Source organism: Georgenia soli, from assembly GCF_002563695.1.
GTDB classification, from domain to species: Bacteria; Actinomycetota; Actinomycetes; order Actinomycetales; family Actinomycetaceae; genus Georgenia; species Georgenia soli.
Map to the genome: position 1 here is coordinate 48,335 of NZ_PDJI01000003.1, position 20,708 is coordinate 69,042.

Here is a 20,708-nt window from a genome sequence, read left to right on the forward strand (position 1 = left end):
CCGGCCCGACCATCGACGCCTGGCCGCATCCGCAAATCAGCGTTTGTACTCGCGAAGTTGAGCATCGGCTTCGGACCACATCTTCTATGTCATGCCGGCGATGATGGTCTGAAGGCGAGGTGGAAGCTGTCGTCGAGCTCGAGGCGGCGGACTCCTATGCGGTATACCGGCTCGAGATTTTCGGGAGTCAGGACCTCGGGTGGTGTGCCGGACGCGATGACCCGGCCCTGGCTGAGGAGTAGCAGGCGGTCGCAGTAGGCGGCGGCGAGGTTGAGGTCGTGCAGGACCACGGCGATGGCGTGGTCGCTGTTGCGGGCCAGGCTGCGCACCAGGTCGAGGATCTCGTGCTGGTAGCGGATGTCCAGGTGGTTCGTCGGTTCGTCCAGCAGCAGGTGGGTGGCTTCCTGTGCCAGGGCGCGGGCGATCAGCACTCGCTGGCGTTCCCCGCCGGAGAGCCGGTCGAAGCTCTGGTCTGCTCGGCTCAGCATCCCCACACGTTCCAGTGCCTCTGCGGCAGCCTGCTCATCCCGTGCCGTGTGGCGACCCAGCCGTGGATGGTGCGGGGTGCGGCCGAGCAGGACCATGTCGGAGACCAGGAGCGGCAAGTCACCGGGGGTCTCCTGCACCACCACGGAGACCGTCTGCGCCAGCTCGCGGGCGTTGAGACGGTGCAGTTCCGTGTGGTCCAGCATGACGGTGCCGGTCCGGGGGGACAGCGAGCCGTACAGGATCCGCAGCAGGGTGCTCTTGCCGCTGCCGTTCGGTCCCACCAGGCCCAGGACCTCGCCGTGCCGCGCCTGCAGGTCTACATGATCAAGGACGTTGCGGGGGCCGTAGGAGAAGGAGATCCCAGAGCCGGAGATCACGGGTTGAACCGTTCGACGATGCGCTCGAGTCCCTTAACCGATAGTGGCGAGGGGGGCTCCGTGAAGTTGAAGAGCTGGACCAGGACGTCGTTGTTGGCCACCGCAGTGATGGCCGAGGCACCCGTCAGCGATGTCACGGCATCGGCCACGGCAGCGGGATCTCCGTCGGAGTGGAGCAGGACCAGGACGTCGGGGTTGCGACCGATGAGCTCCTCGCGGGTGACCTCGAAGACGCGCTGGTGGACGTCGTCGAACACGTTGATCAGTCCGGCGGCCTCCAGCTGCGGCTGGGCCATGGACCTGGTGCCGTAGGCGTAGATGCTCCCGCCGCCGACCGTCGGGTACAGGACGGCCGCCGTGCGGCGGGCGGTGGTGCTCGTCTCGGAGGTGAGCTGCTCCAGCTGGCCCTCGAGCTCGCTGGCCGCAGCCGCAGCCTGTTCTTCGACGTCGAAGATCTCTCCGTAGGTGTGCAGCTGGTCGCTGATGGTGTTGAACGTCGGCGCTTCGGGGGCTCCGGGGCAGAAGGATGGTTCCTGCAGCACGGGGATGCCGGCGGCGGCAAGTTGTTCTCGGTTGAGGTTCTCAGCCGAACCGAGGACCAGGTCCGGACGCTGCGCCAGCACGGCTTCCTGCGAGATCTGCAGGTGGCCGGTGGTGTCCAACTTGTCGGTCAGGAGCGGAACGCGCGCCAGCTCGGACCGGGTTGCCGCATCGAAGTAGTCGGACGGGTAGACGCCCGCACGGGCCACGACCTTGTCCATCACACCAAGCGCTGTCAGGTAGGCCACCGGTGAACTGTCCAGCAGGACCACCCGTTCCGGCGGCGCATCCACCGTGACCTCGACGCCACAGTTGGTGGTGACCACTGGGTATCCGTCGACGTCCGGCTGCTGGCCGGTCGTGCTGGGGCTGCCGGCACAGCCGCCGAGGCCAATCGCGAGAACAATGGCGGCGGACACGGACAGCAGGTGGATGGTTCGCATGTCTCTTTCCTTCGAACAGTGGGCGTTGAGCGACGGACGGGTGCGCGGAGGGAGGATCAGTGGACCGGGGCCATCCTTCGGGTGAGATGGATCAGGAAGGGGGCACCGACGAACGCGGTGATGATCCCGATCGGAATCTCCTGGGGCTGGAGCAGAGTCCGTGCCAGCAGATCGGCCCAGATCAGGAAGATCGCACCGAGCAACGCAGAGACGGGTACGGCCCAGGTGTGCACGGACCCGACGAGCCTGCGCGCCAGATGCGGGACCACCAGTCCGACGAAACCGATGGACCCTGCGGCGGCCACGACCACACCTATGCACAGTGAGACGATGACGAGAAGCTGGGCGCGGAATCGTGCGGGTGCTACGCCGAGGATGTGCGCGGTCTCGTCCCCGATCGCCAGTGCGTCCAGCTGCGTGCCGCGAAGAGTCAGCACGCCCGTGGTCGCTACGACGACTGCGACGACGATGGCCAAGGGGCTGCCCCACTGCGCCAAAGTCAAAGACCCCAGCAACCAAAACATCACGGACCGGGACCCCTCGGCGGATCCGGAGGCGAAGACCAGGAAGCTGGTCACAGCCGTCAGGGCGTAACCGATCGCGACGCCGGCGAGCAGCAAGCGGATCGAGGTCACCCGTCCGGCGGCGCCCGCGACGAGGAAGACCATCATCGACGCCACCAGGGCGCCGATGAAGGCGCTGGCCGGCAGCGCGTGCTCGCCCAGGCCGAGTCCGACACCGAACAGGATCATGGCTGCCGCACCACTGGAGGCCCCCGAGTTGATGCCGAGCAGGTAGGGATCGGCCAGCATGTTGCGCACCATCGCCTGCAGGGCCATTCCGCAGACCGCCAGTCCGGCACCCACCGCGCTGCCGAGCACCACGCGGGGCAGTCTGAGGTCCCAGACGATCGCCACTGCCGTCGGATCGAGTTGGTACGCCGGCACCGGCCCGGCCAGGTGGGACCAGATCACCCGGGCCACCGTCGCCGCATCAACAGTGACGGGCCCGCTCACCACCGACGCGACCATTCCGGCGAGGAGAACAGCGGTCAGCGTAAGCACCCAGAAGCGATGATGGCGACGGAGCCGCGCCCGGCCCAACGGGTCGGCCTCTAACAGGGTTCGAACATCGCTCCGGTCGAGTTCGCGGGGGCTCGTGCCCCGTGATGGAATGAGAATCAGTGCCTCCCGAAAGAGAATTGAAGCGGACGAGCCCTGCCACACGGACGAAGGCGACCGCAGAGTGAGGCAAACAGACGGGTCAGCCGTACATCTGAACGCGCGCGGAGACCGCTAACCGGGAGTGGCCAATGGTGACCGGTTCGCGGGCCGTGTCCCTGACCGGCCTCCCGGCGCAAGCCGCGGCCGGTCCTGATCACGGTCCGAGGCTTCTCGTGCGTACCTGTTCGGAGTACGCACGGTTCGTGGGGACAGCAAGGTGGGCGGGTGTCAGCCTTTGCGCAGGTTCAGGGCCGGCTGGCCGAACCAGCGGTCACGGAGCAGGTCCACGGCGGCGTGCAGCATGGTGTTCAGGGTGTCGGTCGAGCGGGACAGGGCCCGCAGGGCGAAGCCGGGGCCGTTGAGCAGCGAGACCCCGAGCTGCCCGTCGGGATCCAGCGGGACCAGCAGGTCCTCGAGCTCGCGCACCAGGTCCGCGTCCACGCGGGGGTCGACGACGAGCATGGCACCCAGGTGCGAGTAGTCCTCGAGGAGGAGCATGCCCGACAGCGGCGCGCCGGGTTCGCCGGGGCGGATCAGCAGATTGTCCAGGGCGAAGAGACGCCCGTCCCGGCGGATCTCGTTGCGGATGCGCACCTCGTCGTACCGGAAGAGTTCCCCCTCCGGCGACCAGCCCGGGGTGATCACGTCGCACATCACCAGGGAGGAGTCCGCGGCGAGTTCGACGATGGTCTCCTGCCGGTAGCTCGCCCCGCGGTAGGCGATGAGCTGGTCGGGAACGTACTCCAGGCTGGCGCCTGGGCCGAGGGTGAAGCGCGTGCGCTGCACGGCCGGCTCGCCGGGTGTCCGGTAGATCTTGGTGGCGGACTGGGTGGTGAGCAGCAGCCGGGCCCTGTCCTGGACCTCGACTTCGACGTCGTAGACGTCCCCGCCCAGGTAGCCGCCCCCGGGGTTGACGACCGTGTAGGCGACTTGGCTGGAGGCGTCCAGGTAGTGCGGCCGGATGACCCGGAGGGCGCCCTGGTGGTACTGCGAGGTGGCGACGCCACGGCCGCCGCGCTCACCGATCGTCAGGCGCAGCTCGCCGGTGGGTAGCTGCGTCTGAGCTGCCGGGGCGGCTGCGGTCATTGCGCCAGGTCCTGCATCAGCACGTCCCGTCGCAGCCAGTCGATGACCGCGTCCAGGCCTTCGTCGGTCTTGAGGTTGGTGAAGCAGAACGGCTTGTCGCCGCGGAACTCCCTTGAGTCGCGTTCCATCACGGACAGGTCCGCACCGACGTGCGGCGCGAGGTCGGTCTTGTTGATGATGAACAGGTCCGACTTGATCATGCCCTGACCGGCCTTGCGCGGAATCTTCTCTCCCTGCGCCACGTCGATGATGTAGATGGAGAAGTCGACGAGCTCCGGGCTGAACGTGGCGGAGAGGTTGTCTCCCCCGCTCTCGATGAACACGACCTGGAGGTCGGGGTGCCGCTGCTTGAGCTCCTCGACCGCGGCCGAGTTCATCGAGGTGTCCTCGCGGATTGCGGTGTGCGGGCAGCCGCCGGTCTCGATGCCGATGATCCGGTCCAACGGCAGGACGCCGGTGGCGGCCAGGATCTTCGCGTCCTCGATGGTGTAGATGTCGTTGGTGATGGCGGCCATCGAGATCTCCGCGGACAGGTGTCGGGTCAGGCGTTCGACCAGCTGGGTCTTTCCTGCGCCGACGGGGCCGCCGATGCCGATCTTGATGGGTTCCATTGTCTTCCTCCTTGGCTTCGGGCCGTCACGGCGGCCGATGGTGTGGTGGGCGGCCTAGGACATGAACATGCGCGCGCGCTGCCGTTCATGGCGCATCTGCGCGATCTCCAGTCCGGGGGCGGCCGCACCGAAGTCACGGTGGTCCAGCTCGGCGATCCGTGCCGTAGCGGTGGCAACATGAGGATGGATCTGTCGGAGCACCCGCTGCCCGGCGTCCTGCCCGATGGGGATCGCGCGGATGGCGTTCTGCGTCAGCGAGGTCGCCGCCGAGAACAGGTACGTGCTGAGCAGCTCGGGCAACGGAACCTGCAGGGCGCGTCCCGCGAGGGCGTACGCCAGCGCCGGGTGCCCGGTGCACGCCCCGCCGGCGACATCCCGGCGGTACTCCTCGAGTTCCTCGCTGTCGAGAATGGCCGAGGCGATCTGGAGCATCCGAGCCCCCATCTTCGCTCCGGCCTCACGTACCTCTCGCGGCAGAGCCTGTGCGATCAGCAACGCGTCCACGTGCCGCACGTCCGCCGTCGCGCGGGCTTCCATGGCCAGCCGGATGGCGAGGCCGTCGCTGTAGGTGAGCTGGGTGTGGATGTACTGGGCCAGCCAGGCCGCGAACGTCTCCTCGTCGTGGACGAGGCCGCGCTGCAGGAACGTCTCGAGCCCGAACGAGTGGCTGAAGGCGCCGGTGGGCAGGGCGGAGTCCGAGAGCTGCAGCAGGGGCAGCAGGTACGACGACGGGTGGCGGCCCGGCGCCTCAGTGCGTGTGTTCGGCATGTCGGAAAGGCACGGGCATCACCCGCTCCTGCCGGGAGTACGGCACCTGCATGTGCCGCAGGTAGTCCTCGACGGTGTGGTCGTACTGCACCACCATGACCTCCGGCCCGTACTCGCTGCCGGCGTCAAAGAACTGCGCCTGCAGGTGCCGGTTGCCCAGGCTGTGGGCCACCACGCCCATCTCACGAATGGATCGCGGGGCGATGACCAGGACGTCGCTGGGCAGGACGCTGACGACCACGACGGTCGACTCGTCGCGAAAAAGAATGTCGCCGTCGCGCAGGTCCGCCGCCGGCGCGGTCAGGCGGATGCCGATGTCGCGGCCGTGGTCGGTGGTGACGCGCTGGACGCGCTTGACCAGCTGGCTGCTGGGAAGGACGACCTTCTCCTCGTGCAGGCCGGCAAGCGCAGTTTCCGGGAGATCGTGCCGGTTGGCGATGACGTTCTCGATGATCAATGAGTACCTCCTCTCGGGTATGTCGGGTCTAGAACAGGAAGTAGCGCTGGGCCATCGGCAGCACGTCGGACGGCTCGCAGGTCGCCACTTCACCGTCCACGGTGACGGTGTAGGTCTCGGGGTCCACCTGGATGTCCGGTGTCTCGCCGTTGTACTTCAGGTCCGCCTTGGTCAGCGTGCGGATGCCGTGTGCCGCGCGAACGGTCCGGCGCAGCTGCAGCCGTTCCGGGACGCCCTCCTCGATGGCGACCTTCGGCAGGAAGGTGATCGAGGACGAGTGCACCGCACTGCCCAGCGCCCCGAAGTTGGGACGCAGGGTGCGTGGCTGCGGGGTCGGGATGGAACCGTTCGCGTCGCCCATGAGCGACTGGACGATCTGCCCGCCCTTGATCACCATCTCCGGCTTGACCCCGAAGAAGGCGGGGTCCCAGAGCACCAGGTCCGCGAACTTGCCGACCTCCACGCTCCCGATCGAGTCGGCGATCCCATGGGCCAGCGCCGGGTTGATCGTGTACTTGGCGACATAGCGCTTGAGCCGGAAGTTGTCGCCGAGTTCGGGATCCTGGGCGAACTTGCCTCGCTGGCGCTTCATCGCATCGGCCACCTGCCAGGTACGCAGCACCATCTCCCCCACCCGGCCCATGGCCTGCGCGTCGGAGCTGGTGATCGAGAAGACACCCAGGTCGTGCAGCACGTCCTCGGCGGCGATGGTCTCCCTGCGGATCCGGGAGTCGGCGAACGCGACGTCCTCGGGGATGTCGGGGTTCAGGTGGTGAGCGACCATGAGCATGTCCAGGTGCTCGTCGACCGTGTTGTGCGTGTACGGCAGGGTCGGGTTGGTCGAGGCCGGCAGAACGTTCGGCAACCCGGCCATACGGATGATGTCGGGGGCGTGGCCACCGCCCGCGCCTTCGGTGTGGAAGGTGTGAATGACCCGGCCGTCGATGGCGCGGATGGTGTCCTCCACGAAGCCGCACTCGTTCAGCGTGTCCGCGTGGATGGCCACCTGAACGTCGAACTCGTCGGCGACACGCAGCGACATGTCGATCGAAGAGGTGGTGGCGCCCCAGTCCTCGTGCACCTTGAAACCGATGGCTCCGGCCCGGATCTGTTCGGCCAGCGGCCCCCGTGCGCTGGCGTGCCCCTTGGCGAGCAAGCCGATGTTGACCGGCAGGTCATCGACCGCCTGCAGCATGCGGCCGATGTGCCACGGCCCGGGCGTCACGGTGGTGGCCTTGGACGCATCCGACGGTCCAGCGCCGCCGCCGATCAGGGTGGTGGTGCCGTTCGCCAACGCAACAGGGATCTGGTCGGGACTGACGAAGTGCACGTGGGTGTCGATGGCGCCCGCGGTGAGGATCTTGTGCTCGCCCGCGATCACGTCCGTCGCCGCACCGATGACGATGTCGACACCGTCGGAGATGTCAGGGTTGCCGGCCTTGCCGATCTTGAAGATGTGTCCGTCCCGCAGAGCGACGTCGGCCTTGTAGATGCCGCTGTAGTCCAGCACGACGACGTTGGTGATGACCGTGTCGGGGATGTCCTCGTCGCGGGTGCGCTGCCCGTTCTGGCCCATGCCGTCGCGGATCACCTTGCCGCCGCCGAAGACCACCTCCTCGCCGTACCGGGTGTAGTCGTGCTCGATCTCCAGCAGCAGCTCGGTATCGGCCAGACGGATCGCGTCACCGGTGGTCGGTCCGTACATCTCCGCGTAATGCTTGCGGCTCATCTCGAAGCTCATTGCCGGTCCTCCCCGCCCTCGGCAGCCGGTGCGCCGCCGTCCTCTGGTTCCTCTGCGGCGGGCTCGGCGGCACCGCGCCCCACCTCCTCGCCGGCGTCACCGGTCTCCGGGCCGGGCGACTCGTAGACCGGATCCACCCCAAAACTCGTGCTGAATCCGGTCGAATCGGCGCCCGTGTTGGGCAGGCCGATATCAAACTCCGCAGCGAGCTGCGGCTCGGCCTCGGCATCGATTCCAGCGGTACCGCCGATGGCCTCGGTATGGGCCGCAGGGATACTCACACCCAGCGACCCGTTCACGCGGTTCTGGAATCCGTGAACCTGCCGGTTCCCTCCGATCTCCACCAGGTGCACGCTGCGCGCATCGCCCGGCTCGAACCGCACCGCCGTCCCGGCCGGAATGTCCAGCCGGAAGCCGCGCGCGCCCACCCGGTCCATCTCCAGCGCCGCATTGACCTCGGCGAAGTGGTAGTGGGACCCGACCTGGACCGGCCGGTCACCCCGGTTCGTCACGTTCATGATGCGCGTCTCGGCGCCCTCGTTGCAGGTGATCGGCCCGCCGCGGAGGATGTATTCACCCGGCTTCATGGGTACTCCTCTCAGCGCTCAGCGAATGGGATTGTGGACGGTGACCAGCTTGGTGCCGTCCGGGAAGGTCGCCTCGACCTGCACCTGGAAGACCATCTCCGCCACGCCGTCCATGACGTCGTCACGGGTCAGGATCGTGCTCCCGAAACTCATCAGCTCGGCGACGGTGCGCCCGTCCCGGGCACCCTCGATCAACTCATAGGTGATCAGGGCGACAGCTTCGGGATAGTTCAGTTTCAGGCCACGCTCCCGGCGCCTTCGAGCCAGGTCAGCGGCCACCACGATCATGAGCTTTTCGTGCTCACGGGGCGTCAAATGCATACAGAACTCCCCTAGTTCATCAGAAATAAGGTGTCCACCCGTTATCTACAACCGGCCAGAGACTTGACCGGGAGGCCCGTGGATGCGGCAAAGGTAACTCCAGCCGGACCCCCCCGGCAAGTCAGTCGCAACCTGGGCACACGCCGACGACCCGGGGGGACGGCCGGACCGCACAATACGGACGGTGACCTCCTGCTGGAGCCGCGAGTCTGGCCCTGTGTTTCAAGGGGCGGAGCCTCCTCTCCTAGGCATGCACGGTGACTGCACAGTTCGGAGTCGTCGGCCGGTGAGCGAGCGTTCGGCGCGGCCTGCCGTACCCGGGCCTCGACTGGCACGGGGCATGCGATCGGCGTCACGGGCGAGGTGGTTCGTGCATGACGGCACCACCGTGATTCTGTTAACCATTCTTTGCAGTGACTTGATATGCGCTCCACCTCGACGATGATGGAAGGGACCGGTCAATACCGCGTTAGCAACCAATCGGGAGGTAACAAATCCATACGTGGACGTCGAAGCAGGACCTAGTCACACCCACGAGCCCCGGCTCTCCGCCGCCGAACGTTGTGTATTCGACCGCGGTGCCGAAGAGTCCCGGGATTCCAACGCCTGGCGCACCGCCGGCGCTGGTCATCCCGAAGAGTCCGGGCTCACCACCTCCGGGAGTGCCAGAGCCTGACGCCGTGCCGATGGCCCCCGGCGCCTCACCGGCGAGTTTCAGGCGGATGTGAACAGGCGCTGAGAGCCCGAGTCGAGACGCCCGTCGCCGACTTAGACTCGTGTGTTGCGTGACTTCGGCGGTGAGGCATCAACGGACCGGCGCGGGGTTCTCAGCCTGTCCATGCCGGCGTCGCTCCTGCCTGCTACGGCAGGGGCGACCGCCGACGAAGCGCCAAGCTCACAGCCAACTCCTCGCTTTGTTCGTGCCACCCACGCATTTCCGCTTTGGTTGTCGAGCGCCTCGGCGATCTGGGGCAGGGTCTCCATCTCGCCCGGCGGTAGGGGTGTCGTGCGGGAGATCAGCGGTCGGGTACGTCCGTTTTCAGACGCCTTGCATCTCTTCGAGCTAACCGTCGTCAGAGCTGCCTGGCACGATGGCCGCGTGACCGGCGACCTGGTGGCCCTGCCCGACGACTACCCGCAGCTGCTTGAGCAGCTTAAGCAGACTATCGCCGAGTCCCGGTGGCGCGCCCAGAGGGTGGTCAACACCGAACTGGTTGCGATGTACTGGCAGATCGGGCGGTCCATCCTCGACCAGCAGCAGGCTGAGGGGTGGGGGACCAGAGTCATCGATCGGCTCTCCACCGACCTGCGCAAGGCGTTCCCACAGATGCGCGGACTATCCCGCAGCAACCTCTTCTACATGCGCTCCTTCGCCGGAACCTGGCCCGAGGACGCAATCGTCCAACAGGCTGTTGGACGACTCCCCTGGGGGCACATCACCGTGCTGCTCGACAAGCTCGAGAATCAGGACGACCGGAACTGGTACGCCGCGGCCGCAGCCGAACACGGCTGGTCCCGCAATGTCCTGCTCAACCAGATCATGAGCCGGCTGCACACCCGGGTCGGCGCCGCGCCGTCGAACTTCCGTGAGCAACTGCCCGCTGCGGACTCCGAGCTCGCCCAGCAGCTCACCCGCGACCCCTACGTCCTGGACTTCCTCGACCTCACCGGCCCGGCCGCCGAGAAGGACCTCGAGGACGCGCTCATGGCCCGCCTGCAGGACTTCCTCCTCGAGCTGGGCCACGGATTCGCCTTCGTCGGCCGCCAGTACCGTTTCGCCGTCGACGGCGATGAGTTCTACATCGACCTGCTCTTCTTCCACATCCCGCAGGGCCGCTACGTCGTCATCGAGCTCAAGGTCGGACGGTTCGCCCCCGAGCACGCCGGCAAGCTCGGCTTCTACGTCGCCTGGGTCGACGAGAACCTGCGCGACCACGACCGCCACTCCCCCACGGTCGGGATCCTGCTGTGCGCCGGACGCAACGACAACGTCGTGCGCTACTCCCTCGCCGGCTCAGACCAGCCCCTCGCGGTGGCCGACTACACCTACGAGGCACTGCCCGCCGCGATCCGCGCCGCAGTCCCGACCGAGGCCGAGCTGGTCGCCGCGCTCGACGAGATTGAGGCGGAGGTCGAACGGCCGCAGGACTGAGGTCGATCCACCGGCCCGGGCTTATGGGCAGAGGAAGCCGTCACCGCCGGCGTCGCAGTACCAGGCGTACGCGGGTGAACGGAGACGTGCGAACCACCAGCGGCTCACTGCATCAGGGCCAGTCCTGCTGAGGGAGCCATTTTCAAGCCCCGCCCAGTCGAGGTTACGGGTGAACTCGAACTGGTCGTCGCAGCCGCCCGCCGACCTCAGCTTTCACGTTGGTGCGGTTAACCGAGACAACCGTGGACTTCAGTTCGCGAGCTGGTACGCCTCACGGACGCTCGTGGGGATACGCCCCCGATCGGAAACTGTGTAGCCGTTCTGCCGTGCCCACTCCCTGACCTTCGCGGTGTCGGAAGCGGAGGCGGCCGCCGCCGACGCACCGGTTCGGCGACCCGTCTTCCGTCGGCCAGCCAGCTTGCGCGCGTGACCGATCCATTCGGTGAATGACTCACGCAGGGCTCCAGCGTGGGCCTCGTTGAGATCGATCTCGTACTCGACGCCGTCCAGGCCGAAAAGCACGGTCTCTGATGCTGGCGAGCCATCAATGTCGTCGACAAGCACCACGTGCTTCTTCTGGGCCACGGACCGGCTCCTCATACGCAAGATTTAATGAACAGGGCCCCCACTTTAAGGGAGGCTGCGTGCGGTGCACGAACCTACTCTCCAGGTCCTTCAGTGGCTCCTGCTATTCGTCGCTGGACCCGAGGCGGAGAACCGACCGTGCCGAGAGCCAGACCACGGGGACGTGGTCGTTGCCGTCGGTGTACCGGACCTGCACGGCCCGCGGTGTCCACGCGGTCGCCACGACCTCCATCAGGCGATGGTGGCCGTCCCGATTCCGGATCCACGCAAGCGCGGGGACTGGTCGCTCCGCCATCTTGACGGGCTCCCCGTACTGCTCAGGCGTGAGCGTGTGGATGTGCGCGCCCTCATCATCGGGCACCGACTCGAGCGGCATGGGCTGACGCTATTGGCCCACGGCTGAGCACGCAGGCTAACGGAGACCGCCCTCCCAAATACCGTCGATCATCAACTCGTGTCGCTCTTAGTCATCCCGGACGTTCGAGATCAGTCGACGGTCGGCAGGTCGGTGCGATCCCGGGCGATATCGAGCAGCGCGCGCTCAACAGTGCCGTATTCGTGCAAGTTGGCATCGCGGGGATTGATGCGCACAGTCACGGGCGCGCGATAGCCCTGCTCCTGTGCTGCCTTGAGGATCTCGGCCTCGAGCCTCTCGGCATAGAGCCGCTTCTTCTCCTCCAGACGGTTCCACACGTCGTCCGCGGCCTCTCGGGCGCGGTCGTCGACCGTGCCCGAAGTACCGTCTTCGGCCGCGTCCATGACTGCTTGACGTGCCTGGTGAGCGGCCTGGTCGAACTCCTCCTCGACGCCGGACTCCCACATGATCTCTTCGACGTCGACATCGACCACTACAGGGTCGGTGCGGTGCTCAGGCAGGTGGTCCCCGTCAGGGCCGGCCGCGCCGACGACCATCTGGCGCACGAGGTCGGCCTCCCACGAGCCAGGGCGACCGGCGAGCAACTTGCTGAGCGTGCCGATGTTGGCGGCGGTGGCAGTGACCACCTGCGTGACGAATTCACCGAAGTCCATAGGGCTGTCGTTCGACCAGCTGAACCGGGCGGCTCTGGTCATCGCGCGAATCGCTTCCGCGCGCAGCGCCTCGTACTCCTCGTGTGTGCCGCTCTCGGACCGATCGTCCATCACATCTCCTCTGGTGGGCCCGCCTAGCCTGGCGCTGGCCGCTCTGTGGCAGCAGGGTCTAGTCCCCCGTGGCCGGAACGCCTCGGGCACGGACTTTCAGGCTTCCGTTAGGTCAGGCCCGGTCTTATTCGCGCGGTTGAAGGCCGAGGCTCACGGCCAGTTCCGCCTCGGTCGTACCGTGCAGGTCGTCGGCACGGACGAGCAGCAGATCGATCGCGACGCGCAGCAGCGTGTTGTCGGTGATCCGCTCCCCCGCCATCGTACCGTCCGGCCGGCGCCGCTCTTTGTTGAGGCGGCGACTGAGCGCAGTGAGTGCGTTCGCCTGGTCGTCGTGTACGCGCGACTCGCGGCGCCGAAGCCGCTGATACTTCGGCAGCGACGAACCCGCGGCAATACTCACAGACTCTGTTAGTCCGGCAGTCTGTAACTCTGTGGGTTCGGCCGGTCGCAAGGTCGGTGGCGCCGGGAGTTCGCGGGGCTCTGTCGCGGGAGGCGCGGCGGCTACCCGGTTGCTACGGATCAGTCGGGCGTTCCCCGGTGCACCCGTTCGGGGCGCGAGGCCGGTAAGGGTGCGGCGTGGCGCTTCGCTGGTCACTTCGACTCCTCCCCTGCCAGAACCTGGCTCTGCTCGCTCTCGGTGACTCGAGCGACGACTTCTTCACCGAGGGCCTGGAAGTCCTCGGCGAGACCCACGGCCGATCGTGAGCGCGGGCCGTCGCTCTGGGCGTGCCCCCGGCGCAGCTCCCACCACTTGGGGGCGGAGAGAACGGCCTGCTCGAGCTCGAAGGCGAGCAGTCCGCGGTCGCGGCTCTCCTGAGCTGCCGCTTCGGCGTGCCTGATGGTGGTCGTGAAGATCGGTGCACCCGCACCCAAATCCTGCTCAATCGCCTCGCGAGCGGTTTCCGAGACTCGCTTCGCCGAGCGATTGACGCCGAAGAGCACCACACCGAGCAGGTCGAGATCGGGGTTGAGGTCGACGACGGCGTCCAGCCGTCGCGCGACGTCCCGCAGTCCCTTACGCGAGGACGCGTCAGTCTTGACGGGGATGAGCGCCCAGCGGGCGGCCGCCAGGGCGGCCTGCTGCAGCGTCTCCTGCCCGGGCGGGCAGTCGATGAAGATCAGGTCGTACCCGGCAGCCAACGGTGTCAGCGCTTCAGCTAGGGCAAGCTTTGCTGCAGTAGGACTCTTCTGAGCCTTCATGGTCAGGCCGGCAGCCGCCATGTCCAGGTGCGGTCCCCCGACGAGCACATCTAGGTTCTCGCGGATCCCCGCCACCGGTTGGGGCGCGCCGGCGAAGGTGAGTGCTTGGGCCAGCGCGAGACCGTCGTCGTTGATGTCGCTGTGCGTGTAGCCAAGCTCCTCGGCCAGGTTGCCCTGCGGGTCCATGTCGACCAGCAGGACTCTATAGCCGCTGGCGGCAAGCATGCCGCCGAGGTTGGCAGTGATCGTCGTCTTGCCGACGCCGCCCTTGCCGTTGACCACGGCGACGACACGTTCAAGTCCGGTACCCATCAGCGTTTCTCCTTTTGCCTGCGCCCCGTTCATCGTGCATGCCGTGAGGGACTTGGCGTGGGACGCGCGCCGTAAGTCTGTTAGTTCGGCACTCTGTACGTCCGTAGTCTGCGACTCCGGCACTTACAGACTCTGGCACTCCGGCACTCACAGACTCCGGCCTTTCCACAGGCCCCCGCCGTGCACATCGGGTATCCACACGGCGGCGCCGCAGCAGCAGCAGCAGCAATCCCGGCTTACAGCGCCGCCCGGGCCTCCCGCGGTCCCAATGCTCCGGCACTCTGTTAGTCCGGCTCTCAGTCACTTCGGCACTTCGGCACTCACAGACTCCGGCAGTGCCGAACCAACAGACTCCGCGAGTTCCAGGGTCTGTGACTTACAGAGTCTGTTGTTGGGTCAGGTGTTCGGGGTTGGCCATGGCCAGGAGTCGAGGGCTGCGGAGGCTTCGGCGATGGTCGGCACTCCGCGAACCTGGCCCGTGCTGACGAGGTCGTGCATGTGACCCGCTCGTAGGAGGGCGGCGACGTCGGGCAGGGCTTCGGCCCACATCTCGGCGCCGTTGAGGTACGCGTGCAGGATGGCGTCGGCCTTTTGGAGCTGGCGCCGGGGGAGGGGAGCGGGTTCGTCGTCACCGGGCAGGGGAGCGTTGGCGGCGTTCTGGTAGTCGTCCGGGTCAGGCATCGGGAACGTTCCTCGTGGAGACGGTTGAGCGCCCGATCGGTGTGGGGCGCTTCGAGCTGGGTGGCGTTAACGCCCGAGGCCAGGCTTGTTGATCATCGGCGCGGCGGGGCGGGACCGCGTTCTGCTCACCTCCGCCAGAGTCTTGTGGGCGGGTGGTTGGGGTGTGAACCTCACCGGTGCTTGGGGTGCCCGGACCTGGGCGGCAGCGGCGACCGTTGCGGCCTGGTCGAGTTGTGTGCACAGTCGAGGCTCGTCGAGCTCTTCGTGCCATGCGCCCCACGGTGATGCTGAGCCGTCCTGGCCGGCGTAGGAGACAACCCACCGGTGACCATAGACCTGGGCGTTCGCGGCTTTGGCCAGTGCCTGGACGACGGTGGGGGAGTGGTCCACGATCGCGCTCATGCTGCGCCGGATGTCATCGCCTCGCGAGGTGGTGAGGTCGGTTCTCATGACTGCGTCGAGGTAGCGCTTCAACTGTGCGGACTGGACGAACGGGACCTGAGACCCGGGCACGAGCGCAGCGAGCTGCGGGTCACGCACCCGTACGGAGAGCAGCTGGTCCCTGAGGGTGGCGGCCAGCTGAGCCCTGGCCGGGTCGTGGTCCTCGAGGAGGTGCGCTGCACCGGCCATCAGCTGGCCCTGGGTCCAGGCGGTGTAGCCGATGACGTCGGGGCTGATGTCCTTGGCTGCGGTGACCTGGCGGCTCAGCCTGGCCTGCGCCTCGACCGCCGCGAGCTCGTTGCTGACGCGGACCGGGGTCGCCTGTGGTTCCGCGGTGACGGTGTCCAGGTCAGGCAGCGGCCCGCCCTGAGCGAGGGCGGTTGTTTCCTCTGCGGCCAGGGGCATCGCACTGTGGCGGGTTTGATGCAGGTTCTCCAGGACCGTCGGTTCGAGGTCGGGCAGGTTCTGAACCGCCCCGGGTTCCGTGGAGAGTTCAGTTGTTGGCTCCGACCGGCTGGACGGAGTCGTGCTTGGCGTAGTGGTTGGCTTCGTGCTGGGTCGGGGTGAGGTAGCCGAGCGCGGAGTGGAGTCGTCGGGTGTTGTACCACTCGACCCAGGCCATGGTGGCGTACTCGACGTCGGCGATCGACCGGTAGGGGCCGGCGTGGAAGACGTCGGGCTTGATGCACTCGGTCTTGTACAGGCCGACGATCGACTCCATCAGGGCGTTGTCGTAGGCGTCGCCGACGCTGCCGATCGAGGGTGCGATGCCCTCGAGGTCGAGGTGCTCGGTGAAGCGCAGCGAGGTGTACTGGCTGCCGGCGTCGGAGTGGTGGATCAGCCCGGTGGTGACGGGGTGTCCCTGGTGGCTCCTGGCCCAGGTGGCCATGCGCAGGCAGGTCAGCACCAGGTCGGTGTGCCTGGTCGTCATCGCGTGCCAGCCGACGACGGCCTGGGAGAAGACGTCGACGGCGAAGGCGACGTAGACGAACCCGGCCCAGGTCCGCACGTAGGTGAAGTCGGCGACCCAGACCAGGTTGGGGGCCGCGGCGGTGAAGTCGCGGTTGAGCCGGTCCCCGGCCCGGCTGCCGTCCTTGCCCGGGACGGTGGTGCGGACCTTCCCCGAGCGCACCGCTCCGCGCATCCCGTGCTCGCGCATGAGCCGCTCGAGAGTGCAGCGGGCGACCGTCACGCCGCGGGCGCGCAGGGCGTGCCAGGTCTTGCGGTACCCGTACAGGCTCTCCGGGGTCGGGCGGCCGTGGGCGTCGAGGCGCAGCCGGCGCAGCTCGTGCAGGACGGTGGCGTCGGAGACGGTCCGCGCCGCGGGCCGGCGGGAGCGGTAGGCGTAGTAGGTGCTCGGGGCGATCTTGCAGCCGTGCTCGGTCAGCACGCGGCAGATCGGCTCGACCCCGAACCTGGCCCGGTTCTCGTCGATGAACCGGCAGATCACCGCTGTGGCGGGTCGAGCTCCCGCGCGAAGAAAGACGCCGCGGACTTCAGGATCTCGTTCGCCCGCCGCAGCTCGCGGTTCTCCTTCTCCAGCTCCTTGATCCGCGTCGCCTCGGCGCTGGTCACCCCGGGTCTTGCGCCGGCGTCGACCTCGGCCCGGCGCACCCACTTACGCAGCGTCTCGTGCCCGACCCCCAGCCTTTCCGCGATCGTCCTGATCGCCTCGTACTCGCTGGTGTAGTCCTGCCGGTGCTCCAGGACCATGCGCACAGCGCGCTGCTTGAGCTCCTCCGGGTACCGCTTCGTCGTCTTCGACATGAGATCGATCCTTCCAAGGAAGGAACCCTCCACGGAACCCGGGGCGGTTCATTCTCGGCCGCTTCTACGAGGTGGCTGTCCAGGACGTAGAGGGTGCGGCCGATGGCGGCCGCGTCGGCCACGACAGTCCAGCGATGCCCGTCGTCCATACCTTCCTGAATTGCTGAGAAGTCGTGAAGGGCGAGGGTGGCGGCCTTGGCGATGGAGTACCAAGTCTCGGTTGTCGACTTCGCGTGAGGCGTGATCGCGGCGCGTTCACCGAGTGAGAGCTGGGGCGGGGGAGCGGGGTATGCGGCCAGCGCCCGCTGGTAGGCACTTATGGGTTCCTCGAGCAGGGCGCGCACCCGTCCGTTCTCGACCGTGGTCGACCCGTCGGTCCTACCGCGTCGTGGGGGACGCCGGCCGGGTTGCGGAGCACGGGGGTCGTTCCCGGTGACCGTGGCAAGTGTCTGGCTGATCAGGTTCAACGTGGTTTTCCGCGCGAGGAGTGCAGCGTCCAGACCGTCTGTGTCGAGCCGGCGGGAAGCTCCCGTGATCGTCAGGACGGCCATGTGCTGCGCGAGCTCGGCGCTGTGCTGGCGGTAGGTCATCGGACGATCGGGGTGTTCAGTGCCTCGCCGGCCAGGGCGATGCGCCCGAGCTCGGGCACGTCGGTCGTGGCCTCGGCGGCCGCGACGAGGAGCTCTCGTACCGCTTCGAGCGTGGGAGCTTCTCCGCCTGGCAGCGCCCGGGCCGGGGGATAGGGAGGGTGTACGGCGTTGAGGGCGAACAGCGCTCCGGCTGCCAGCGCCCCGATGTCATCGGGGCGGGTGTTCAGGGCGAAGAGCGCGGCGCGCGCCCTCGCCATGGCTTCGGTCTCGGGACTCGTCTCGATGGTCACCATGCTCGAGATCCTTTCGGTCCCCACTGACGTCGAACAAGGGCGGTGGGGATAAGTCCCAGGTCAGCGCCAGCGTGCACAGGCGATCCGCCAGCTATCGACGCACGACCTCGCCGATGTCGACCCAGACGCCGCGGAAGCGTGAGCGGGCGTCGTCGACGGCGACCAGGGCGAGGCTGTGGGTCCAGGCGGTGGCGACGGTGTCGGTGAGCTCAACGCCGTCGTGCTCCCACTCCAGGCGCGCACGCACGGGGATGGGTGCGCGGGCCTGGGTGAAACGCTTGGGTACCTCGTGGGCGTTGAGGATGCGCTGGTGGCCCTCGTACCAGGCGGGTTCGCGTCGGCCGTTCCAGTCGAGATTGACGGTGGGAACCGCGGCGGTCGTGGGGCCGCGTTCGTCGGTGAGCCGGGTCTGCATGCACCTATTGTCGAACAAGCGTTCGGGTGCGTGAGTGGTGGTGCGGGCCGGCGGCTGGTCCGGGCTGGGTCTACTACTCCCCGCAAGGTGCGCCCGCTGCGCGGTCGCCCGTGTCTTTTGTTTCTTTCCGTTCCTGGCGTCCGATTGTGAGCCGCGGTCGCCGCCGGTCAAGGCGGGCGCTTCGCGCCGGTGGACCTGCGGAAGATTCTGTGACGCGCTCCTTCGTCGCTTGTTCCGCCCCAGATTCTTCCCTTGTCCCACCGGGTTCCCCCGCCTTGACCTCTGGCGCCCCGTCGCGGCTCAAACCGAACTGCTGCCAGGAACGGCAAGAAAAACGTCTCTGCAGGGGAGTGGGTCATGGGAGCACAGGTAGTCGTGTACGGCCTGGGCGGGTGTCAGGCGTGCAGGCTGACGGAGCGGGCGCTTAGGCAGGCGGGCGTGGAGTACGAGGTGGTGGACCTGGAGGCGAACGCGGCGGCGAGGGAACTGCTGCTGGCGCTGGAGTTCACCGGCGCCCCGGTGGTCACGACAGGGCGGGAGTGGTGGTCGGGGTTCCGGCCGGACCGGATCAGGGCCGTCACGAGAGCTTGATTGGGGCGTCGAGGTGTCGACGAACGTTCAGTGGCGCATGGAGCCTGCAAACAGCAGCCTTAACGCACGCGCCGCGCACGACCTCAGCTTCTCGACGTGTGCCCCGATCAGTCGGAGCACCCAACAACGGCACCGGCCAGAGCCGCGCTGGGCTCGTGTTCTGTGAGTCCGACAGTGCCCCAACCCCGCATCTTCAAGTCGACTTCGCAGTTGGCACGCCCCAAGCCGGACAGCCCCTGCTCCGTGAAGCAGGGGCTGTCCGCCTTACCCGGCGAAGCACGTACTCGCGCTCTTAGGCCGCTCTCCCGCGGACACCCCGGCGAGGTGCTCCTACGGCGCGCAGCCCAGGGGGGCCTCAGGCGTGGTGGGGCGGTTCTGCGTCAAGCTCGGCGTCGATAGACGCGAGGTCCGGCATCGTCAGGCCCCGGATGCCCTTGCGGGAGAGCAACCACACGAAATACACCGCGCCGATCCCGAGCATCACGAAGACGTAGACCCAAGACGCGCGGAACGACTCGTCACGGAAAATGAGCAGTTCCCAGATCAGCCACACGACGGCCACGGCAAGCACCGGCACTTCCCAGCGCCCGAGAGTGAAGCCTCGGGTAGGCGGCAGCTGCTTGCGCTTGACGATGTACAGCGCGACTGTGCCTGCATAGATCACTGCCGGCAGCAGGGTCGCCGCGGAGAACAGGGCGAAGAGGGCGTCGGTGGAGAAGGCGGAGAAGACGCCAAGGACGGCCTGGCCGACCAGGAACATGAACACCGTGGCGTTCATCGGCGTACCGCGCGATGGTGAGATCTTGCGGAACGACCGCCATCCGGGGAAGCGCTCGTCACGAGACATGGCCCAGATGAGGCGTGAGCCGCTCAGAGTGATGACCAGGCCGCAGGAGAAGATGGAGATCACGACCAGGACCAGCAACGCCTTGCCCACGAACGAGCCGAGCACGGTCGTGATGACATCAGCGACGGGAGTGGGGGAGTTGGCGAGTGCTGCCGGGTCGCCGCTCAGTCCGGTGACTGCAACGAGGAACAGGAAGCCTAGGACGCCGAGGGACAGCACAGCCCGCCACATTGCCCTGGGGACGACGTTGGCGGGGTCCTTGGTCTCCTCTGCCAGGTTCGCGGCGGACTCGAACCCGACAATCGTGAAGGCGCCGAGAAGGAATCCCATCGCCCACGGGCTGATGTCTGAGAGTGAGCCGAGGGCGAAGTAGCCCTCCGTCGGGACCGAACCGGTGCTGAAGAGGGTGGACCAGTCGAACTGGCCGGTGATGAGGCCGACTGCAAAAAGCAGCACGGTCAGGCCGATCATGCCGATCAGCTGGAGGGTGACAGCGGTGTTGTTGACCTTCTGGGTGGCGTGCGTGGAGATTGCGACCAACGCCGCCTGAAGGAGGATCACGACGGCCGTGATCGCCCAGGCGTTTGCCGTGGTGCCCGCATAGCCGAGCAGCACGGGGAGGATGGTCGAGGCGATCGTGTAGTCAACAGCGACCACGACCACGCCTAGGAACATGAAGGAGATCCAGCCCATGATCCAGCCGATGACGGGGTTGGCCAGCCGGGAGACCCATTGGTACGCGTACCCGGTGACGGGAACACGCGCGGCCAGAGCGCCGAAGACGAGGGCAACCGCGAGCTGCCCGACGACGACGATCGGCCACGTCCAGATGCCGAGCGGGCCCGACGAGTTCAGCACGGAGCCGTAGGCGGTGAAGATCCCAGTGGCGATCGAGACGAAGCCGAAAGCAACGGCGAAGAGGGTGAAGGCACTGAGGTCCTTGGCCATCTTCGGCTGGTGCTCGGCTTGTGTGGGGGATGCCAGGGACCTCACCGGGTCGTGCGCATGCGTCATTGCAATCTCCTTGTTTGGCGCGAGCGCGTGACGCGCT

22 protein-coding genes, 1 pseudogene and 1 other annotated feature are annotated in these 20,708 nt (G+C 67.3%); of the genes and pseudogenes, 2 read left to right on the top strand and 21 right to left on the bottom strand.

The window, feature by feature from the left end; translation table 11 throughout:
• Nucleotides 1-89: 89 nt before the first annotated feature.
• The 10 genes and pseudogenes from ATJ97_RS00880 to ATJ97_RS00925 form a co-directional block, all read right to left on the bottom strand.
• Nucleotides 90-866, bottom strand: coding sequence for an ABC transporter ATP-binding protein (locus ATJ97_RS00880; RefSeq protein WP_098482129.1), 777 nt, complete (start codon nucleotides 864-866; stop codon nucleotides 90-92).
• Nucleotides 863-1,849, bottom strand: coding sequence for an ABC transporter substrate-binding protein (locus ATJ97_RS00885; protein ID WP_143426833.1), 987 nt, complete (start codon nucleotides 1,847-1,849; stop codon nucleotides 863-865). Before ATJ97_RS00885 ends, ATJ97_RS00880 begins: the two co-directional genes overlap by 4 nt.
• 56 nt (nucleotides 1,850-1,905) lie before the next feature.
• Nucleotides 1,906-2,913, bottom strand: a complete 1,008-nt coding sequence (locus ATJ97_RS00890; protein ID WP_245861924.1) for a FecCD family ABC transporter permease — start codon at nucleotides 2,911-2,913, stop codon at nucleotides 1,906-1,908.
• A 387-nt stretch (nucleotides 2,914-3,300) separates the two neighbouring features.
• On the bottom strand, nucleotides 3,301-4,158 hold the full coding sequence (locus ATJ97_RS00895) for an urease accessory protein UreD (protein ID WP_098482131.1): 858 nt from the start codon (nucleotides 4,156-4,158) through the stop codon (nucleotides 3,301-3,303).
• On the bottom strand, nucleotides 4,155-4,769 hold the full coding sequence (gene ureG, locus ATJ97_RS00900) for an urease accessory protein UreG (RefSeq protein ID WP_098482132.1): 615 nt from the start codon (nucleotides 4,767-4,769) through the stop codon (nucleotides 4,155-4,157). The genes ATJ97_RS00895 and ureG overlap by 4 nt, the downstream gene beginning before the upstream one ends.
• Nucleotides 4,770-4,823: 54 nt before the next feature.
• Nucleotides 4,824-5,537: an urease accessory protein UreF gene (locus ATJ97_RS00905; RefSeq protein ID WP_098482133.1), complete on the bottom strand. Its 714-nt coding sequence runs from the start codon at nucleotides 5,535-5,537 to the stop codon at nucleotides 4,824-4,826.
• On the bottom strand, nucleotides 5,518-5,994 hold the full coding sequence (ureE, locus tag ATJ97_RS00910) for an urease accessory protein UreE (RefSeq protein ID WP_098482134.1): 477 nt from the start codon (nucleotides 5,992-5,994) through the stop codon (nucleotides 5,518-5,520). Before ureE ends, ATJ97_RS00905 begins: the two co-directional genes overlap by 20 nt.
• A gap of 28 nt (nucleotides 5,995-6,022) precedes the next feature.
• Nucleotides 6,023-7,735 carry an urease subunit alpha gene (gene ureC / locus ATJ97_RS00915; protein WP_098482135.1) on the bottom strand — a complete coding sequence of 571 codons (1,713 nt, stop codon included), beginning with the start codon at nucleotides 7,733-7,735 and terminating at the stop codon, nucleotides 6,023-6,025.
• 191 nt (nucleotides 7,736-7,926) lie between these two features.
• A pseudogene (locus ATJ97_RS20160) lies at nucleotides 7,927-8,322 on the bottom strand (urease subunit beta); the annotation flags it as partial.
• Nucleotides 8,323-8,340: 18 nt separating this feature from the next.
• Nucleotides 8,341-8,643, bottom strand: coding sequence for an urease subunit gamma (locus ATJ97_RS00925; protein WP_098482137.1), 303 nt, complete (start codon nucleotides 8,641-8,643; stop codon nucleotides 8,341-8,343).
• A 1,099-nt stretch (nucleotides 8,644-9,742) separates the two neighbouring features.
• Between ATJ97_RS00925 and ATJ97_RS00930 the strand changes: the two genes are divergently transcribed.
• Nucleotides 9,743-10,795 carry a PDDEXK nuclease domain-containing protein gene (locus ATJ97_RS00930; protein WP_245861928.1) on the top strand — a complete coding sequence of 351 codons (1,053 nt, stop codon included), beginning with the start codon at nucleotides 9,743-9,745 and terminating at the stop codon, nucleotides 10,793-10,795.
• A 249-nt stretch (nucleotides 10,796-11,044) separates the two neighbouring features.
• On the opposite strand, the gene ATJ97_RS00935 is transcribed toward ATJ97_RS00930, so the two are convergent.
• From ATJ97_RS00935 to ATJ97_RS00980, 10 genes are all read right to left on the bottom strand, one after another.
• Nucleotides 11,045-11,380 (bottom strand): histone-like nucleoid-structuring protein Lsr2, encoded by a 336-nt coding sequence (locus ATJ97_RS00935; protein WP_098482138.1) that lies wholly within the window; start codon nucleotides 11,378-11,380, stop codon nucleotides 11,045-11,047.
• Between the two features lie 103 nt (nucleotides 11,381-11,483).
• Nucleotides 11,484-11,756 (bottom strand): hypothetical protein, encoded by a 273-nt coding sequence (locus ATJ97_RS00940; RefSeq protein WP_098482139.1) that lies wholly within the window; start codon nucleotides 11,754-11,756, stop codon nucleotides 11,484-11,486.
• A 110-nt stretch (nucleotides 11,757-11,866) separates the two neighbouring features.
• Complete coding sequence (locus tag ATJ97_RS00945) at nucleotides 11,867-12,520, bottom strand: hypothetical protein (protein WP_098482140.1); 654 nt, start codon at nucleotides 12,518-12,520, stop codon at nucleotides 11,867-11,869.
• A gap of 124 nt (nucleotides 12,521-12,644) precedes the next feature.
• Nucleotides 12,645-12,920: a hypothetical protein gene (locus tag ATJ97_RS00950; RefSeq protein WP_211287003.1), complete on the bottom strand. Its 276-nt coding sequence runs from the start codon at nucleotides 12,918-12,920 to the stop codon at nucleotides 12,645-12,647.
• Between the two features lie 191 nt (nucleotides 12,921-13,111).
• The gene (locus ATJ97_RS00955) at nucleotides 13,112-14,032 is read right to left on the bottom strand and encodes a ParA family protein (protein WP_098482141.1); all 921 of its coding nucleotides are present in this window, start codon (nucleotides 14,030-14,032) and stop codon (nucleotides 13,112-13,114) included.
• A 396-nt stretch (nucleotides 14,033-14,428) separates the two neighbouring features.
• Nucleotides 14,429-14,713 carry a hypothetical protein gene (locus ATJ97_RS00960; protein ID WP_098482142.1) on the bottom strand — a complete coding sequence of 95 codons (285 nt, stop codon included), beginning with the start codon at nucleotides 14,711-14,713 and terminating at the stop codon, nucleotides 14,429-14,431.
• Between the two features lie 66 nt (nucleotides 14,714-14,779).
• Nucleotides 14,780-15,559 carry a hypothetical protein gene (locus ATJ97_RS00965; RefSeq protein ID WP_098482143.1) on the bottom strand — a complete coding sequence of 260 codons (780 nt, stop codon included), beginning with the start codon at nucleotides 15,557-15,559 and terminating at the stop codon, nucleotides 14,780-14,782.
• Between the two features lie 88 nt (nucleotides 15,560-15,647).
• Nucleotides 15,648-16,921, bottom strand: a protein-coding gene (locus ATJ97_RS00970; RefSeq protein WP_425432714.1) for an IS3 family transposase whose coding sequence is annotated in 2 segments (ribosomal slippage) — nucleotides 15,648-16,639 and nucleotides 16,639-16,921 — 1,275 coding nt in all. Because the reading frame shifts where the segments join, the coding sequence is not laid out codon by codon here.
• Nucleotides 16,512-16,643: a sequence feature (AL1L pseudoknot), on the bottom strand. Its footprint overlaps the gene before it by 132 nt.
• Nucleotides 16,922-17,507: 586 nt before the next feature.
• Nucleotides 17,508-17,804: a hypothetical protein gene (locus ATJ97_RS00975; protein WP_098482144.1), complete on the bottom strand. Its 297-nt coding sequence runs from the start codon at nucleotides 17,802-17,804 to the stop codon at nucleotides 17,508-17,510.
• A 91-nt stretch (nucleotides 17,805-17,895) separates the two neighbouring features.
• Nucleotides 17,896-18,219: a hypothetical protein gene (locus ATJ97_RS00980; protein WP_098482145.1), complete on the bottom strand. Its 324-nt coding sequence runs from the start codon at nucleotides 18,217-18,219 to the stop codon at nucleotides 17,896-17,898.
• A 357-nt stretch (nucleotides 18,220-18,576) separates the two neighbouring features.
• Here ATJ97_RS00980 and ATJ97_RS00985 point away from each other — a divergent pair, with 357 nt between their 5' ends.
• Nucleotides 18,577-18,810, top strand: a complete 234-nt coding sequence (locus tag ATJ97_RS00985) for a glutaredoxin family protein (RefSeq protein WP_098482146.1) — start codon at nucleotides 18,577-18,579, stop codon at nucleotides 18,808-18,810.
• A 355-nt stretch (nucleotides 18,811-19,165) separates the two neighbouring features.
• On the opposite strand, the gene ATJ97_RS00990 is transcribed toward ATJ97_RS00985, so the two are convergent.
• Entirely contained in the window at nucleotides 19,166-20,671 is a 1,506-nt protein-coding gene (locus tag ATJ97_RS00990) for an amino acid permease (RefSeq protein ID WP_098482147.1), read from the bottom strand.
• Nucleotides 20,672-20,708 lie beyond the last annotated feature (37 nt).

Coding starts and splice junctions, on each gene's coding strand:
- ATJ97_RS00975 (WP_098482144.1), bottom strand. CDS start 17,804: ATGGTGACCATCGAGACGAGTCCCGAGACCGAAGCCATGGCGAGGGCG.
- ATJ97_RS00965 (WP_098482143.1), bottom strand. CDS start 15,559: ATGCCCCTGGCCGCAGAGGAAACAACCGCCCTCGCTCAGGGCGGGCCG.
- ATJ97_RS00985 (WP_098482146.1), top strand. CDS start 18,577: ATGGGAGCACAGGTAGTCGTGTACGGCCTGGGCGGGTGTCAGGCGTGC.
- ATJ97_RS00945 (WP_098482140.1), bottom strand. CDS start 12,520: ATGGACGATCGGTCCGAGAGCGGCACACACGAGGAGTACGAGGCGCTG.
- ATJ97_RS00990 (WP_098482147.1), bottom strand. CDS start 20,671: ATGACGCATGCGCACGACCCGGTGAGGTCCCTGGCATCCCCCACACAA.
- ATJ97_RS00980 (WP_098482145.1), bottom strand. CDS start 18,219: ATGCAGACCCGGCTCACCGACGAACGCGGCCCCACGACCGCCGCGGTT.
- ATJ97_RS00885 (WP_143426833.1), bottom strand. CDS start 1,849: ATGCGAACCATCCACCTGCTGTCCGTGTCCGCCGCCATTGTTCTCGCG.
- ATJ97_RS00925 (WP_098482137.1), bottom strand. CDS start 8,643: ATGCATTTGACGCCCCGTGAGCACGAAAAGCTCATGATCGTGGTGGCC.
- ATJ97_RS00955 (WP_098482141.1), bottom strand. CDS start 14,032: ATGGGTACCGGACTTGAACGTGTCGTCGCCGTGGTCAACGGCAAGGGC.
- ATJ97_RS00905 (WP_098482133.1), bottom strand. CDS start 5,537: ATGCCGAACACACGCACTGAGGCGCCGGGCCGCCACCCGTCGTCGTAC.
- ATJ97_RS00940 (WP_098482139.1), bottom strand. CDS start 11,756: ATGCCGCTCGAGTCGGTGCCCGATGATGAGGGCGCGCACATCCACACG.
- ATJ97_RS00960 (WP_098482142.1), bottom strand. CDS start 14,713: ATGCCTGACCCGGACGACTACCAGAACGCCGCCAACGCTCCCCTGCCC.
- ATJ97_RS00895 (WP_098482131.1), bottom strand. CDS start 4,158: ATGACCGCAGCCGCCCCGGCAGCTCAGACGCAGCTACCCACCGGCGAG.
- ureC (WP_098482135.1), bottom strand. CDS start 7,735: ATGAGCTTCGAGATGAGCCGCAAGCATTACGCGGAGATGTACGGACCG.
- ureG (WP_098482132.1), bottom strand. CDS start 4,769: ATGGAACCCATCAAGATCGGCATCGGCGGCCCCGTCGGCGCAGGAAAG.